This window comes from Ruegeria sp. BA12 (genome assembly GCF_056539625.1).
Genome location: NZ_JBQFVF010000018.1, coordinates 1 through 16,122, shown reverse-complemented (window position 1 = coordinate 16,122; position 16,122 = coordinate 1). Strand labels below are relative to the sequence as shown.

Genomic DNA, 16,122 nt, shown 5'->3' with positions numbered 1-16,122 from the left:
ACCGATGACCATTGCCTGCCTGCTGGCCAACACACTGACCGCCTGTTGCCGCGCCAATGCCTTGCCAGAGCCCGAAGGCCTGACAGCTTGAGATTTGCTGCCGTTCTTCGATCAGGCGGTAGCAAGTCTGCTAGTTCAAAAGTGCTACAATATTGGCGTTTGGCGGGCCGCGCCACGCGTATGGTGATAGTGTCAATTGGCCACTCTTCGACGAATGTTGCACGCATCCGCGCTTTAATAACCCGCGCGGCACAAACAGACATGGCACTGGATCAGCAATTCTGGGGCAAAGATATGTCGCAGGACGAATGTCAAACTCAGATCAAACAACTGAGCGGGGCGGTGGATGTCTATGCTGTCCTTCTTTTACCTGACGTACCTGCGCATATTGACGTACTCAACCTGCGAAGTGAATTGCAGAGACACAAAGACCTCATTCGCCCCGGGTCATGGCACTATCCCGGACCCGTTCGTCCGGGCGAAGTTGATTGCATACTGAACAGTGCGATTGCAGCCCATCAGGCCCATAGGGTTGCGCTGGATAAAAGAGATGCTCAGATCGCGAGATAGCCAATTCCGACAAAAGCAATGATGCATCCAAGCCATTGAAAGAAAGCCATTTCCTCTCGCAAAATTGCCCAGGCCAATACAACGGTAAACAACCCGAAGATCGACGCTGTAACGGACGCGTATTGGGCATTAGGCAACCCCCCGGCAGACACGACGCACAGAATTGCCACCGCATCGAGCGCACCCATCAAGCACAACAGGGGCAGGGCTCGTGTGCCCGGCCAAAGCGACTTGCGAGATGCAATAGCGATTGCTGCCAGCACAGGGATAGCGGTCAGACGGCCAATCAATGAAACAGTGAATTCGTCGCCCAGTTCGGCTGCATACTGACCCAAAGCGAACGTTGCAGCGAACCCGACTGCAGCGAGTATGGAAAAGGCAATCGTCGGCCCGGCGGCAGGGTACTCTGTACTGTCGTCGGATCGAGTCGACACAATGGACACGCCGACACCAATGGCAATGATCGCCAGCCAATGCCAGATGCTGACCTCGGAACCGCGCCAAATCGCAAGTGTGACAGACAGGACCGGATAGCTGGCGACAAGCGGGGCAACCAGACGTACAGGCCCGCGCTGAAACGCAGCATACATGCTGAGGCCAGCCAGCAAGTAAAAGCCGCCCGCTACAACCGCGTATGACACGGCCTTGGCGGACATGGGGGCGAACCCAACCCAGATTGCCACAAGACCGAACTGTAACAGCGCCCCTGCAACCAGCACGGCCATCAATGCGGCAATGACACTGACGGACTGGCTGACATATCGCACGGCAAGATCGTGAAAACCCCAGCACAATGCTGCCAGCAGTCCCAGTGCAAGGGCACTCATCCGGTCGCCTCGCGTAGCTGAGAATGCCTGTAAATTTCGTATCCTTCTTTCGATATCAACCGCGCCAACATGTCACTGGTGATAAACTTATTTTCCTGATATGCAATATTTATTGACAGCGGCAACTCGGAGAAGAGACCTATGTCATCGGCTTTGGATCAACTCGGTGGCGAAGAAAAGCTGCGGACTCTTGTCGAGCGGTTCTACGACCGAATGGAGACCGACCCGGCGGTGCATTCGCTGCACAGGCTACATTTTCGCGGTCATGGGTTGTCTCATACAAGACAGGCGCAGTTCGAATTCCTGAGCGGGTTTTTGGGCGGTCGTGCATATTATCGTGAGCGATTTGGTCATATGGACTTGCGAGGAATCCACGCGCATGTGCCGATACGTGAAGCGGATGCCGAGCTTTGGCTGGAAACTTTTGACGCCGCGTTGGCAGATTGCGAAATGGACGGTCCAGTGGTGGACAAAATGCGCACAACATTGCGCCGCGCTGCGCTGATGCTTGTCAACGATGTCCCCGATTGGAGGGTTGAAGCAGACAGCGAAAAGAACCTTGAGGTTCCCGGTTGATCGCGTGTGATCAGATCTGTCGCAATCTGTTATAGATACTGGATGTTACCTTGAATTGTTCTTCAACTATTTTGTCGCTGTTAGAAACCATTTCCCACGCTGCATCTGCAGAGCCAAGCCAATCAACAGCGCATTGATGGTTAGCGGGGTCGCCCATCCACGATTGGATCGTGCCCTGAACAAGCTCGGGGTGAAATTGTACGCTCCACGCACAGTCCGAAACCCGCAATGCTTGAACAGCAGAGGCATCAGATTGTGCCAGAATTGATGAGTCGGCTGGCAGATCAACAGCTTCAACTCCATGCCATTGAAGCACCCGGAATTGATGAGGCAAGAGCTCGAACAGCGGATCACCCCGCGTGTTATCAGTCAGATTGATGGAATGCACACCGATCTCGGGCTTTTGCATGCGTGCGCATTTCCCACCCAGCGCGTCAACTAAAAGTTGGTGGCCCAGACAAATACCAAAGTAAGGACGTTTGAAGTCTTGAACCCAAGTCCTGATTGCTTGCTTCTCACGCACAAGCCATGGGTTAGCTTCGATTTCCCAGACGTCCATCGGACCGCCCAGAACAAGAAGCAAATCAAATTCGTCGAGCTGCGGGATCGGTTGACCATCATAGAGATGCACAATGCTGGCCGTATCACCGCATGACGAAATGTGCTCCAGAAATGCTCCGGGGTTTTCGCCCGGCGTATGCTGGAAAATCAGTATGTTCACGAGGTGCGGGTCTCCGTCTGACCGAAGGGGTGGGGCAGCAGAATGTCTGCAGCCCCTGATTTGTTTAGATGTCGAGTGTGTGGTCTTTTTCCCAGCGTGAGAAATGACTGACGAAGGAGTTCCACTCCTGGTGTTTCATTTTGAGGAATGCGCTTGAGAATTCCTGACCCATCATGGCTTTCAGCTCAGTATCGTTGTCGTATTCGCGCAATCCGTCGAGCATGTTCAGCGGCAGTTTAGGGGCGTCGGTGACGGTGTGTCCTTCGGCATACATGTCGATGTCCCAACGCCGTCCCGGATCAGCCTTCGAGCGGATGCCGGACAGGCCCGCGGCGATGATGACCGCCTGCAGCAGATAGGGGTTGGTGGCCCCGTCGGCCAGACGCAACTCGAAACGGCCCGGGCCGGGAACTCGGACCATATGGGTGCGGTTGTTGCCAGTCCAGGTCACGGTATTGGGAGCCCAGGTCGCGCCCGACATGGTGCGCGGCGCGTTGATGCGCTTGTAGCTGTTCACGGTCGGGTTGGTGATCGCGGCCAGAGCACTTGCATGTTTCATGATCCCGCCCAGGAAGTACTTGCCCTGTTCACCCAGCCCTACCTCGCCAGTCGGGCCTTCGCCTTCACCGGCAAAGACATTCGTTTTGGACTCTGCCCCAGGCGCATCCCAGACCGAGATATGGGCGTGACAACCATTACCTGTCAGCCCTTCAACGGGCTTGGGCATGAAAGTAGCGCGGAAGCCGTGTTTCTCGGCCACCGACTTTGTCATGAACTTGAAGAAGGAGTGCTTGTCCGCGGTGCGCAGGACATCATCGAACTCCCAGTTCATTTCGAACTGGCCATTGGCGTCTTCGTGGTCGTTCTGATAGGGTCCCCAGCCCAATTCCAGCATGTAGTCGCAGATCTCGCGCACCACGTCATAGCGGCGCATCACCGCCTGCTGATCATAGCAAGGTTTTTCGGCGGTATCGAACGGGTCGCTGATTTGCTCGCCATCAGGGGTCAACAGGAAGAACTCGGCCTCGATGCCGGTCTTGACATGCATGCCCATTTCGGCGGCCTCGCCGATCAGGCGTCTCAACACGTTGCGTGGAGCCTGAGCGACGTCATTGCCTTCCATCACACAGTTGCCAGCAACCCAAGCCACCTCGGGCTTCCACGGCAATTGAATGACTGAGGAGGGGTCCGGCACTGCCAACATGTCAGGATGCGCCGGGGTCATGTCCAACCAGGTAGCAAACCCGGCAAAACCCGCGCCATCTTCTTGCATGTCGGCTATCGCCTGTGCGGGCACTAGCTTAGCCCGCTGCCCACCGAACAGGTCGGTGAAAGAGATCATGAAGTATTTGACGCCTTTTTCTTTTGCGAAAGCTGCGAGATCTGTCGTCACGATGGCTTTCCTTTCCCTGTTGTTTTTCGTTGTTCAAATGCAAAACGCGGCCCTTGTCAGAGAGCCGCGCAATTATTTTTCAGAACCCTTCTTTGCCCGGGTACCAGCTGGTACCGGCCAATGGCACTCGGGCCATCGCGGCTGCCTCCATGGTCAGGGCGCATAGGTCTTCGGGTTCGAGGTTGTGCAAGTGGTTGTGACCACAGGCCCGCGCGATGGTCTGTGCCTCAAGCGTCATCACCTTGAGATAGTTGCGCAGACGGCGTCCGGCCTCGACCGGGTTTAGACGGGCGGCAAGATCGGGATCCTGTGTAGTAATGCCTGCTGGATCCTGACCTTCGTGCCAGTCGTCATAGGCTCCGGTGGTAGTGCCCAGCTTCTGATACTCGGCTTCCCATTTCGGATCGTTGTCGCCAAGCGCCACCAGCGCTGCGGTGCCAATGGCCACCGCATCCGCGCCAAGCGCCAAAGCTTTGGCGACATCGGCTCCGGTACGGATTCCGCCCGAGATCACCAGCTGAACCTCGCGATGCACACCCAGATCCTGTAGCGCCTGCACGGCAGGGCGAATGCACGAAAGCGTCGGTAGGCCCACATGTTCGATAAAGACGTCCTGCGTCGCGGCCGTACCGCCCTGCATCCCGTCCATCACCACCACATCGGCACCGGCCTTTACCGCCAATGCCGTATCATAATAGGGGCGGGTCGCGCCAACCTTGACATAAATCGGCACTTGCCAGTCTGTAATCTCACGCAATTCGAGGATCTTGATTTCCAGATCATCCGGGCCGGTCCAGTCAGGATGGCGACAGGCCGAGCGCTGGTCGATACCCTTGGGCAAGGTGCGCATTTCGGCCACACGGTCGCTAATCTTCTGTCCCAGCAGCATACCGCCGCCACCGGGTTTGGCACCCTGACCGACCACGATCTCGATCGCGTCGGCCTTCCTCAGGTCGTTTGGGTTCATGCCATAGCGCGAGGGCAGATACTGGTAGACCAGCTTGCTGGAGTGACCGCGTTCCTCGGGTGTCATACCGCCGTCACCGGTGGTGGTTGACGTGCCAGCTGCCGATGCGCCCCGGCCCAAGGCTTCTTTCGCCGGGCCAGAGAGCGCGCCAAAGCTCATGCCCGCAATGGTGATCGGAATGTCCAGTTCGATCGGTTTCTTGGCAAAGCGCGTGCCCAGCGTTACCGAGGTGTCGCAGCGTTCGCGATAGCCTTCCAACGGATAGCGTGACACCGACGCGCCCAGAAACAGCAAGTCGTCAAAATGGGGCACCTTGCGCTTGGCACCGCCACCGCGGATGTCATAGATGCCCGTGGCTGCGGCGCGACGGATCTCGGCATTGATCGGGTTGGAAAATGTCGCCGACTGGATCGGCAGGGTGCGGGGGATCTGATCGTCCATATCTTTCATACCCTTCTTCCTCAGTAAGCGGCGGAATTGTCGATGTCGAAGTTGTACAGTTCGCGAGCTGAGCCGTAGCGTTTGAACTCTTCCGGACTGGCGTCCGCGCCTGCGCGATCCAGCAGGTCCTTCAGAATCTCCAGGTGCTCGGGGCGCATCTCTTTCTCGATGCAGTCAGCGCCGAGACTTTTGACCGAGCCGCGCACGAACAGTCGCGCTTCATACAGCGAGTCGCCAAGCGCGTCGCCTGCATCGCCACAGACCACAAGGTTACCGGCCTGTGCCATAAAGGCCGACATGTGGCCGATACTGCCATGCACAACGATGTCGATGCCTTTCATCGAAATTCCGCAACGCGAGCTTGCATTGCCCTTGATCACAAGCAACCCGCCATGACCCGTGGCCCCGGCATACTGGCTGGCATCGCCATCGACGATCACCTGACCGGACATCATGTTCTCGGCCACGCCAGGCCCGACCGAGCCTTCAACCTTGATCGTCGCCTGCTGGTTCATGCCAGCGCAGTAGTAGCCGGTGGACCCCTTGACTGTCACTTCGATGGGCGCGTCCAGCCCGACGGCAATCGCGTGGCTGCCCTTGGGGTTCACAACCTCCCAGCTGGTTTGGTTCGTCTCGGTGGATTGCGATTGCAGCGTTGCGTTCAGCCCGCGCAGGCCGTTTGCTTCAAGATCATAGGTCTGCATGTCAGGCGGCCTTTTCCGTCGTTGTCGGGCTGTCATTGTGGGACCAGAAGTAAACCGTTGCCGGTTCCGGCTCCCAGACGCGGGCGTCTTCAATGCCGGGCAGGTTCACTAGCGCCCGATATTCGCTGCCAAAGGCCACGTATTGATCGGTCTCGGCCATTACTGCCGGTTTGCAGGCGATCGGATCGCGGACCACGCCGAACCCGTCCTTGGTGCCGACAACAAAGGTGAAGAAGCCATCCAGATCCTCAAGGCTGCTTTCCAGCGCCTCACCCAAGGTGGCCCCGTTCATCATCTTCCAGGTCAGATAGGCGGCTCCGACCTCGGTATCGTTTTCGGTTTGGATTACCACTCCTTCGCGACGCAGCTTGCGGCGCAGCGAGTTGTGGTTTGACAGCGAGCCGTTGTGAACCAGACACTGATCGGGTCCGGTGTTGAACGGGTGCGCACCCATCGTCGTGACCGCAGATTCCGTTGCCATGCGTGTATGACCAATGCCATGCGTGCCGCTCATGTTGCTGATGTCAAAGCGCGCGGCCACGTCTTTGGGTAGGCCAACTTCCTTGTAGATCTCCAGCATCTCGCCCCGGCTCATGATCCGGACCGAAGGCCGGATCTCTGCCAACGCGGCCCGTGCCGCTTCAAACTGCCCGGCCGGAACGTCAAGCACAGTGTGCGTGTCATTATCAGTCTGGCTTACCACCAGGCCCAAGTGCTGCCCCAGCTCTTCGGCTAGACCGGCAAAGTCGTCCTTTGGATTGGGCGACTGCAGCGTCATCTTAGTCTTGCCACCTGATTCCTCACCATAAATCGCAATCCCCGCGCTGTCGGGGCCGCGATCCGTCATCGTGATCAGCATGTCTGTCAGCATATTGCCCAGGTGGGGCGCAAGAGACTGGTCTTTGAGGAATAATCCAACAATTCCGCACATGGCTGGCAGATCTCCTTGTGTGTTTCGTTATGATTCTACGGTACCAACAATTCAAACGGACATCAATAATCATAGGAAATAAATTTTCCTGAGAGGCAATGGGCAAGAATTTAGATTTATGCCCATTGCCAGCTTTCAAAGCCGGATCAGTATCGTTCCAGCTGTGCTTTCACTTTTTCTTCATCGCCGGTGTGACGGGCTTTCTCAAGGTGCTCGCCTTCCCGGACAAATTGGATGCGATGCCATCCGATCCAGAATATGACTCCCACAATGACCATCAGAACTTCGTAACCTTGGAAGGGATAGATTGGTCCGACTTCGGCCAGATCCACGGCCCAATTTGTATATCCATTGGTAGACATATTTTTCTCCCTTACTTAGCTGCTACGCCACGGGCAGCCAGTTCTTCCTTGTCGGCTGCAATAATCGCGGCTTTGGCGTCTTCGTAGGCATGGTGTTCAGCGTAATCGAGACCCTGAAGTTCAACTTCTTCCGGGATGCGCAGAACACCAGCGGCCGATTGAATTTTTGCCAGAATCCAACCTGGCAAGAAGCCAAGAACAAAGAACATGATGACAGCACCAGTGATTTGACCGACCGGGTTAATCGTCGCGTAGCCTTCATATGGAGAAGAAGGCACACCCCAGAGGACAAAGCCCGAAATCACCAAGCCAACGAACCCTGCGTAGCCATGCACGGCGACAGCCCCAACGGCATCATCCAGCTTGAACCGACGCTCAACCCAATAGTGCAGTTTGTAAACGATCACGACACCGATGGCGGCAATGATCATTGCCTGGATCGGGTGATACAGATCGTTACCTGCCGAGGCGGTGATAATTCCGGCCAGACCGCCCGAGAATGTCCAGAAGGCGTCGCCTTTGGAAACCACATACGCTGCCATCAATCCGCCAGACAGCGACATCAGGAAGTTGAAGGTAATCGCGGAGAGCGTAGTTGGGGCCAGATAGATGTTGGTTGCGGTCCAAGTCACACCTGTGATTTGGCCGTCGATTGCCTCAGGCGAGATCGCTGGAACGTTACACGCGGCGTAGAAGCCCCAGAAACCAGTGTAGATAAGGAATATCCCGATGGTTAGCATCCAGGGGTTGTGCGGCGGAATATCCCGCGGCGTACCGTCCTTGGCAAATTTACCCAGGCGTGGGCCCAGAACCATAATCACGCCAAGCGCGTAACCACCTGCAATCGCGTGGATAACGCCTGAAGCATAGGCGTCGTGGTATCCAAGAAGGCGTACCATCCAGCCGCCATAGTGCCAGCCCCACGCAGCGTCTATGATCCACCAGACAGAACCAATCATCACAGCATGGACCCACAGGGCAGAAGATCTGATCCGCTCGATTACAGAACCTGAAACGATCGAGGCGGCAGTCCATGAGAACAGCAAGAACGCGGCCCAGAAGACGCCGGTGATTCTGTCACCTAAATTGGTCGCCATCGTATCAGCCCAGGGCAGATTGGCAGCGCCCGCTTCGGTGTCCAGACCGCCCCAGAACGGAAAGTTCGGAAAGGCCCAGTAAATCCACCATCCAAAGAAGAAGAATGTGACCGTTACCAGCGGGATGATCATGATGTTTTTCATCAATGTGTGCATATGGTTGCGGGCACGACTGGCACCGACCTCGTACATGCAAAAGCCCACATGGATCAGGAACATGAAAACGACCGTTACCCAGTAGTAGAACTCGGTAAAGACCGTCGTTAGTGCATTTAGATTACCATCCACTTCGTAGTCTCCCTGTTGTTGCAGCAGGAGGTCTTTCTGCGAAGAATTTCCTGCTGGGAATATTTATCTACTCAGGGGACAATTTCATTGGCGACCTGTCAATAGATATGTGGGGCAAACATCTTTTAGGCATTTGGTTCATGCACTTTTAGGCCCATCGAAATTCAACCCATGGCATTGATAAATAACCACTTATGTCATTCTCGGTAATTTGTATTAGGGTGCACAAATTGCAGCCTAATATTCCCAACAGGAAAAAAATCTGCACATGGGTGTTGATTTTCAATCTGACATCGGCCTCAATATGGTCAACAAAAAAGCAATCAACGGGAGAGCTGAACAATGGCCATTCTTTGGAGGACGTCCGCCCTTGCGCAGCGCCATGCCGAGATCGGCGGCGAGTTAGAAGACTGGAACGGTATGGGAACCGCATGGTTCTATGACCATAGCCCGGAACGCGCCAAGGCGGATTACGAAGCCATCCGTACTAAGGCCGGTCTGATGGATGTGTCGGGTCTGAAAAAGGTTCACGTGGTCGGCGAAGATGCGGCTTATGTTATTGACCGCGTTACCACGCGGAACGTGGAAAAGATCATGCCGGGTCGGTCGACTTATGCGTCGATCCTGAATCCCGAAGGCAAGTTCGTTGACGATTGCATCATCTACCGCCTGTCAGTGAACACGTGGCTTGTCGTGCACGGCACAGGAACGGGTATGGAGCAGCTGACATCAGTAGCGGCTGGCAAGAATTGTTCGGTCATCTTTGACGACGACATGCACGACATGTCTTTGCAGGGACCGGTTGCGGTGGACTTCCTGGCCAAGCATGTTCCCGGAATTCGTGATCTGGCCTACTTCGGTATCATGCAAACCAAGCTCTATGGCTGCCCGGTGATGATTTCGCGGACCGGCTACACCGGTGAACGCGGGTACGAGATTTTCTGTCAGGCCAAGCATGCCGTGCACCTTTGGGACAACATCCTGGCCGAGGGCAAGGATATGGGCATCGTTCCGGTCCAGTTCTCGACACTCGATCTGCTGCGAACCGAAAGCTACCTTCTGTTCTATCCAGGCGACAATTCGGAAACCTATCCGTTCGACGATGAAACATGCGGAGATACGCTTTGGGAGTTGGGCCTGGAATTTACAGTCTCACCGGGCAAAACTGGTTTTATCGGTGCCGAGAACCACTACGCCTCGAAAGGTAAAGAGCGGTTCAAGATCTACGGTGTCAAACTGGACGGTACAATTCCGGCGGATGAGGGTGCGGATCTGCTGCAAAACGGCGAAAAGGTCGGCGTTGTCACCTTCGGCATGTATTCCGAGATCAATGGCCACAACGTAGGTATCGCGCGGATGCCAGTCGCCTGTGCCTCACCCGGCACCCAGCTGACGGTACGAAACGGCGACGGGACAGAAATAGCAGCGACTGCGGAAGAGATGCCGTTCTACGACCAGGACAAATCTATCAGAACCGCAAAGGGCTGAGTTTAAGGGGGCGCAACGGACACACCGAGGCGCCCTTTTTCTATTTGAGGGCAAAATGTCAAAGTTCGAATTTCCCAAGTCAATCGCAAGCCGCCCGGTCTGGGGTACGCTAGAGGTTCGCTCAGGTGAACATCATCTCATGATCGCCGAGGCCGAAGGGGCCGAAGCCGTTCTTGACATCGCGACACCTGACCTGATGGCCAAAACCCACTTGATCTATATTCCCAAAGGGACGGATTTCACGACAAAACTGCAAGCGCTGAATCCCGCGCAATTCTACGAAGGCCCGTCCTATGAGGCCGCGCTACAGCGCATTCGCCGTGTGCTGGAGGACGCGCATATGGGGTTGCAGGTCTATCTGACCGGCACAGAGGGCATGATGGGTCAGGCTATGAATGAGGTGATGGCCGTTGGCTTGCCACATACCGCGATCCAGACCGAGCATCGCGGCACGACTGCGCGCCGTATGCAATGTGTGCACTGCAAGGGCATTACCGATGATGTCGAGGTCGATCCGTTTGTCTGCTCGCACTGTGGTTTAAACCTTTTTGTGCGCGACCACTATTCCCGCCGCCTTGCCGCCTATCAGGGCGTCCGCGTTGACGCCGAGGATCATGGGAACGTGCCCGAGCCGAAGGGAATCTACGAATGAGTGGCGCAGAGAAAATTCAGGTCAAAGTTACAGAAATTACCCCGCTGAACGAATTGGTAACACGGTTCCGGTTCGAACGCGTTGACGGCAGTCAGTTGCCAACCTTTTCGGGCGGTGCACATACCGTGGTCGAAATGCAGGATGGCGGCATCACGCGGCTCAACCCTTATTCCCTAATGTCCGATCCGTTCGATCAATCATCCTATACGATCTCGGTTCGCCGCGATGATCAGGGCAGGGGAGGTTCGTTGTTCATGCACCGTCAGGTCAAGCTGGGCGACGAGATGACCATCAGCTACCCGGTCAACCTGTTCTCGCTTGATTTGCGGGCCCGCAAACACCTGTTTCTAGCCGGTGGTATCGGGATCACCCCGTTTCTGGCGCAGATCAAACAGCTCGAACTGCTGCACGGTCATTGGGAGCTGCACTATGCCTGTCGCAATCAGGCGCTGGCATCTTATGCGGATCAACTGACAGACAGGCATCCAAACGAAACGCATCTGTATTACGACGATCAGAATCAGGCGATTGATCTGGAAAACCTTCTCAGCGGGCAACCACTGGGCACCCATGTCTATGTCTGCGGACCAAAGGGCATGATCGATTGGGTGCGCAATACTGCCGCCGCTGAAGGCTGGCCCGAAGATTGCGTGCATTACGAAGAGTTCTTGGCGCCTCAGCCCGGCAAACCATTTGAAGTGCGTCTGGCGTCTTCCGACAAGGTCATTCATGTGGGTGAAAACGAAAGCCTTCTGGAGGCTATCGAGCGCGAAGGTGTCGACGCCCCGTATCTGTGCCGTGGCGGGGCCTGTGGCCAATGCGAAACCGTTGTGTTGGATCACGACGGCAACTTTGTTCACCGCGATCACTGGCTGACCGACGAAGAAAAGGCAGCAGGCAAAAAAATCATGCCCTGCGTATCGCGTTTCGAGGGCAAGTCCCTCGTGCTGGACCGCTGAGAGGAGGCCCACCATGACCATTCAATTCAACGACGAGTCCTTCCGCGACGACTATACGTTCCACAACTCGGAATGGGCGATCAAACGCTTTCCGTTTCCGTTCCACGAAGACAGCTACATGTATTCGGTCAACATGGAGCAGCATAGGGGTGGCCCCAAGGGTTCGGTCTATGAGATGCGGTTCGACGTAGACGAACATTACGTGTCCGAGATGAAAGACCGTGCGATCGTTCTTGATCAGGACCCGCTGCGCTGTCAGTCTCTGCCGCATATGACCTTGGCGGGCTGGGACCTGCTGGAACTGATCATGGTCAGCAAATCCGAGGACTACCCGGACCTGTTCGAACTGCACCGTAACGGCAACCAGTGGCGCTGGATCAACAAGCCACTGGGGATCGATCACAGCTTTACCTTCATGGATGAAACCACGCTGCCTTACGGGCCGATGGAGTACATTACCCGTCAGGCGCAAGGCGATTTCGCAGTGCTGGACCAGCGGGACGAGATGTTGTGGATGGACGCTGGTATGGTCACGACCCAGGCCGATTGGAGCCTGGATTTCGACATCGGCATGAATTTTTTCGAATGGCACGCGCCGGTTCCAAAAGCCCATGAAATGGGGATTTTCAAGCGCGCGCTGAAGTTTCTGCTGAACATTCAACAGGGCGCTCCAGCACGGCGGCTGAACTGGACCATGACGGTGAACCCGCTGTTGGATACCAGCCCGGAAAACTATCACAAATGGGGCATCCAAAAGACCACACTGACGCCCGAAAACATAGCCCATAAGCAGCATCTTCGGGTCGAATTGCAAACATTCTTCCGATTGCCGCGATCAAACGCGCTAGTATTCCCAATCCGTTGCTATCTTTGCAGTTTTCAAGATCTGATGACGGTTCCGAAATGGGGTCGCCGGCTGCACCGTGTTGTTCGCGACCTTCCGGTTGAACTCGCCACCTACAAGGGGTTTATCGACAACCGCCCAATGATGTTGGACTACCTTAGTCAGTTTGACGACGGATTACCGACCTCTCCCGGTATATGGCCGGATCTGGAAACAGAGCCGCCTTTGTCAAAGTAAGCGATCACCTTGACGTGTTTTGGCTCATATGACTGATGCAGGCAAAACACCTTGGCTCATTCAGCCCGATGACTTCGCATTGTATGACGCGCTTGCACTGCTTCGCGCGTCATTTCGGTATATGGATGCCCGAATTAATCCTCCTTCGTCTATCCATAATCTAACGGTGGAAGGAATGCAGGCGCATTGCAGGGGTGGTGGTGAAATCTGGGCCATGGGCCAACCGCTATTCGCGTGCATGTTTTTGACGCCCAAAGCCAACAACTTGTACCTAGGAAAGCTGGCGGTGAAGGAAGGAATGCGGGGGCGGGGTATCTGCCGCACTTTGGTAGATCACGCTGCAAGTCGTGCAGCAGACCTTGGTCTATCAGCGTTGGAACTGGAAACGCGCGTGGAACTCACTGAAAACCACCGTGTGTTTTCAAGGCTTGGATTTACAATCGTAAGTACCGGCAGCCACGTCGGCTATGACAGACCCACGGATTTCTTGTTGCGCAAGCCGGTCAATTTGTCTGCGGATAGCTGATCACTGAAATGTAGCGTGCCGGCAGATTCACCAACCGTTCCGGACCGTGCGGTGCGTCGGCGTCAAAGAACAAGGTGTCACCCGGTTTCAGAGGGTAAATCTTGTCTCCGTGGCGGTAATCTACCTCGCCTTCCAGCATGTAGATCGTCTCGATTCCATCATGTTGAAATGTTGGGAACACGTCGGATTCAACGGTCAGGGTGATCAGGTAGGGCTCTACGATTACCCCAGAACCGTTGGCACCAATATGCCCCAACAAATTATATTGATGATTGGCGCGTGTTCCTTCGCGCTCTAACTCGACGCCCTCACCCGCTTTGGTATGAACCGCCTCGCGGCGCTCTTCAAATTGTCTGAAAAAGCTTGTCAGAGGAACTGAAAGCGCATCAGCAAGCGATTGCAAAGTCGTCAGGGAAGGCGATGTGTTCCCGTTTTCGATCTTGGACAGCATACCAATCGACAATCCGGTCAGCTGAGCCAATTCCGCGACCGTAGTATTCTGCTTTTTGCGAAAAGCGCGAACCTCGCGACCAATGGCAACTTCAAGAACTTTTTCTCTGTCACCCGAGCGAACAGAATGCGGATCCTGTGTCAGATTTGTCGCCATTTCTTTGTCGTTTTTTTTCAATTTCATTCTTTCAATGTCTTGCTACACTTGTCCAAACGGGTTCTGCAAGAAGACGACGTGCATTACCCAATCCAACTCGGTCTACCATAGCACCATTTTTTCCTGCTAGTAAAATAATGATGCTGACAGAAAAATTCTAGAACTCAAATTCCTATGGCTAGACGGTATTACCGATAGCATGCCTGACCTCGGTGATAGAACCGCCGTGGGTAGCAAACGAGATTGTACCGAATCTGGATAATTGGTTGTACTAAGGCCTGAACGTTCGCATTGAAAACAACCATCTCTAACTCCGAGAGTGAGACAAACAGGGGCCGCTCGAAATTCGAACATCAGAATTTCTTTGTCGACTATAAGTTGGTGTGACGACTCCCCGACACCCTTGATCACTTTGCCATAGTTCGGCTTGGGTTCGAAATCGTTCCCCGCCAGCCTCCAGCAATTGTGGTCGGTGTGTGTCTCTTTGATGAGTTTGAAACCTGAAGATCGCTTAATACAGATCTAAGTATCTGCTGATCTATTCGCGGGCTTTCAAACGTTAGACCCAAGCAGCATTACCTGAATGTCGGCTACATTGGTCCCGGTCGCTCCGGTCATCAGAAGATCACTAGACAGCATCAAAGCCTTATGACTGTCGTTGCTCGCCAACAGAGCGGTAGGGTCATGTCCCGACGCGCGGATTCGGGTGAGCGTCCCTGCATCCACTATCGCGCCAGCCGCCGAGGTTGGGCCGTCGCGGCCATCCGTACCACCGCTAAGAAAAACCCAATTTCCGGGTATCGTGCGGTCTTGCGTCAGTTGGGCGACGCGCAGTGCCAATTCCTGGTTGCGCCCGCCGCAACCCGTTCCTTGCAGACGTACAGTCGTTTCACCACCAAACAGCAGGGCGGTTGGGCGGTTCGAAGTGGCGGACAAGGCTGCTTGGAAAATCCGTTCAGCCGCGTCGGACACATCTCCAATCAACGCGTCGGACACAATTTCAGTACGGTAGTTCTGCGCCGCATAGCGAAACGCGGCTTCCAAACTAATTGTGTTCGACCCAATCAGGCTATTTGTTGCCTCAACTGCTATGGTATGTTCAGGAATACTCTTCTCCAGATGGGCTCGGACGGCTTTTGGTAGCCGGTGCCAGATCCCGGCCTCGATGCAGGTTCTGCGGGCGTCCGCGTGGCTGCCGATTGGTAAGGCGGTTGGTCCGCTGGCTACGGCCCGAAGATCATCACCGATGACATCCGACAGGATATACGCCGTGATCGGGGCAGGTGCGCCGTGCAGCAAAAACCCGCCGCCTTTGAGCTGGCTCAGGTGCTGGCGCACAAGGTTCATCTGAACGATGTCCAGCCCGGAAGACAACAAAACCTCATTGACCGCAATTTTGTCCAAAAGGGTCAAACCATCAACAGGCGCGGGAACCAAGGCCGACCCCCCGCCGGAGATCAGTGCAATGATTTGATCCTGCTTACGTGCTGCGCTGAGCAATGCGATGATCTGTCGCCCGGCTTTCAAACCGCGTTCATCCGGGATGGGGTGCCCGCTGGTCAAAACCGTCGCACCGGGGACTTCGCTCCGGTTATCGCTATGGGTTACGATCAGGGCGACGTGATCGCCCTGAACATGCTGCAATGCCTCCTCCATCATGGCAGGGGCAGCCTTCCCAATTGCAATCAGGATGCTGCGCCCGCCATGTTCTGGTGATGGCAATGGGGCTGATTGCAACCGCTGGCGCAGGCACTTCGCCGGGTCCGCCGCAGCGACGGCTTCTGCAAAGATGGCGGCGGCTCTATCGCGCAGCGATATGGACGATTGCACAGTCATGATGCGATCAAGCCGCTGCGATCTGGCCTGCTTTTTCGACCAGCACTTCGGCCTGACGGATTGAGGCATAGTCGATCAGACGGCCATCCAGAGACA

At 55.4% G+C, this 16,122-nt stretch carries 17 protein-coding genes; 7 read left to right on the top strand and 10 right to left on the bottom strand.

Annotation, left to right across the window (positions count from 1 at the left end; translation table 11 throughout):
- The first annotated feature begins 261 nt into the window (after window positions 1-261).
- Complete coding sequence (locus tag ACR0B0_RS20660; RefSeq protein WP_480649391.1) at window positions 262-570, top strand: hypothetical protein; 309 nt, start codon at window positions 262-264, stop codon at window positions 568-570.
- On the opposite strand, the gene ACR0B0_RS20655 is transcribed toward ACR0B0_RS20660, so the two are convergent.
- A complete protein-coding gene (locus ACR0B0_RS20655) occupies window positions 555-1,397 on the bottom strand; it encodes an EamA family transporter (protein WP_480649389.1) in 843 nt (280 codons plus the stop codon). The genes ACR0B0_RS20660 and ACR0B0_RS20655 overlap by 16 nt on opposite strands.
- Window positions 1,398-1,538: 141 nt before the next feature.
- Between ACR0B0_RS20655 and ACR0B0_RS20650 the strand changes: the two genes are divergently transcribed.
- A complete protein-coding gene (locus ACR0B0_RS20650; RefSeq protein WP_480649387.1) occupies window positions 1,539-1,973 on the top strand; it encodes a group II truncated hemoglobin in 435 nt (144 codons plus the stop codon).
- A 10-nt stretch (window positions 1,974-1,983) separates the two neighbouring features.
- On the opposite strand, the gene ACR0B0_RS20645 is transcribed toward ACR0B0_RS20650, so the two are convergent.
- The 7 genes from ACR0B0_RS20645 to ACR0B0_RS20615 all read right to left on the bottom strand — a co-directional run bounded on the left by ACR0B0_RS20645 (window position 1,984) and on the right by ACR0B0_RS20615 (window position 8,877).
- Window positions 1,984-2,694 (bottom strand): type 1 glutamine amidotransferase, encoded by a 711-nt coding sequence (locus ACR0B0_RS20645; protein ID WP_170352106.1) that lies wholly within the window; start codon window positions 2,692-2,694, stop codon window positions 1,984-1,986.
- Between the two features lie 64 nt (window positions 2,695-2,758).
- Window positions 2,759-4,087, bottom strand: coding sequence for a type III glutamate--ammonia ligase (gene glnT, locus ACR0B0_RS20640; RefSeq protein ID WP_170352107.1), 1,329 nt, complete (start codon window positions 4,085-4,087; stop codon window positions 2,759-2,761).
- 79 nt (window positions 4,088-4,166) lie between these two features.
- Window positions 4,167-5,495 (bottom strand): FMN-binding glutamate synthase family protein, encoded by a 1,329-nt coding sequence (locus ACR0B0_RS20635; RefSeq protein WP_170352119.1) that lies wholly within the window; start codon window positions 5,493-5,495, stop codon window positions 4,167-4,169.
- Between the two features lie 20 nt (window positions 5,496-5,515).
- Window positions 5,516-6,199, bottom strand: coding sequence for a GltB/FmdC/FwdC-like GXGXG domain-containing protein (locus tag ACR0B0_RS20630; protein WP_170352108.1), 684 nt, complete (start codon window positions 6,197-6,199; stop codon window positions 5,516-5,518).
- Between the two features lies 1 nt (window position 6,200).
- Window positions 6,201-7,130 carry a class II glutamine amidotransferase gene (locus tag ACR0B0_RS20625; RefSeq protein WP_170352109.1) on the bottom strand — a complete coding sequence of 310 codons (930 nt, stop codon included), beginning with the start codon at window positions 7,128-7,130 and terminating at the stop codon, window positions 6,201-6,203.
- Window positions 7,131-7,276: 146 nt separating this feature from the next.
- On the bottom strand, window positions 7,277-7,492 hold the full coding sequence (locus ACR0B0_RS20620; protein WP_170352110.1) for a hypothetical protein: 216 nt from the start codon (window positions 7,490-7,492) through the stop codon (window positions 7,277-7,279).
- 11 nt (window positions 7,493-7,503) lie between these two features.
- Window positions 7,504-8,877 carry an ammonium transporter gene (locus tag ACR0B0_RS20615; protein ID WP_170352111.1) on the bottom strand — a complete coding sequence of 458 codons (1,374 nt, stop codon included), beginning with the start codon at window positions 8,875-8,877 and terminating at the stop codon, window positions 7,504-7,506.
- A gap of 342 nt (window positions 8,878-9,219) precedes the next feature.
- On the opposite strand from ACR0B0_RS20615, the gene ACR0B0_RS20610 reads away from it, so the two are divergent.
- From ACR0B0_RS20610 to ACR0B0_RS20590, 5 genes are read left to right on the top strand one after another with little or no spacing between them, the layout of a single operon-like run.
- Entirely contained in the window at window positions 9,220-10,365 is a 1,146-nt protein-coding gene (locus ACR0B0_RS20610) for an aminomethyl transferase family protein (protein ID WP_170352112.1), read from the top strand.
- A 55-nt stretch (window positions 10,366-10,420) separates the two neighbouring features.
- Complete coding sequence (locus ACR0B0_RS20605; RefSeq protein ID WP_170352113.1) at window positions 10,421-11,017, top strand: dimethylamine monooxygenase subunit DmmA family protein; 597 nt, start codon at window positions 10,421-10,423, stop codon at window positions 11,015-11,017.
- Window positions 11,014-11,976 carry a PDR/VanB family oxidoreductase gene (locus tag ACR0B0_RS20600; protein ID WP_170352114.1) on the top strand — a complete coding sequence of 321 codons (963 nt, stop codon included), beginning with the start codon at window positions 11,014-11,016 and terminating at the stop codon, window positions 11,974-11,976. Before ACR0B0_RS20605 ends, ACR0B0_RS20600 begins: the two co-directional genes overlap by 4 nt.
- A 13-nt stretch (window positions 11,977-11,989) precedes the next feature.
- Window positions 11,990-13,057 carry a heme-dependent oxidative N-demethylase family protein gene (locus tag ACR0B0_RS20595; RefSeq protein WP_170352115.1) on the top strand — a complete coding sequence of 356 codons (1,068 nt, stop codon included), beginning with the start codon at window positions 11,990-11,992 and terminating at the stop codon, window positions 13,055-13,057.
- Between the two features lie 28 nt (window positions 13,058-13,085).
- A complete protein-coding gene (locus tag ACR0B0_RS20590; RefSeq protein ID WP_480638863.1) occupies window positions 13,086-13,583 on the top strand; it encodes a GNAT family N-acetyltransferase in 498 nt (165 codons plus the stop codon).
- Here ACR0B0_RS20590 and ACR0B0_RS20585 read toward each other — a convergent pair.
- Both ACR0B0_RS20585 and ACR0B0_RS20580 read right to left on the bottom strand, forming a co-directional pair.
- On the bottom strand, window positions 13,561-14,217 hold the full coding sequence (locus ACR0B0_RS20585; protein ID WP_170352117.1) for a helix-turn-helix domain-containing protein: 657 nt from the start codon (window positions 14,215-14,217) through the stop codon (window positions 13,561-13,563). The genes ACR0B0_RS20590 and ACR0B0_RS20585 overlap by 23 nt on opposite strands.
- 525 nt (window positions 14,218-14,742) lie before the next feature.
- Entirely contained in the window at window positions 14,743-16,026 is a 1,284-nt protein-coding gene (locus ACR0B0_RS20580) for a glycerate kinase type-2 family protein (protein ID WP_480649385.1), read from the bottom strand.
- Window positions 16,027-16,122 lie beyond the last annotated feature (96 nt).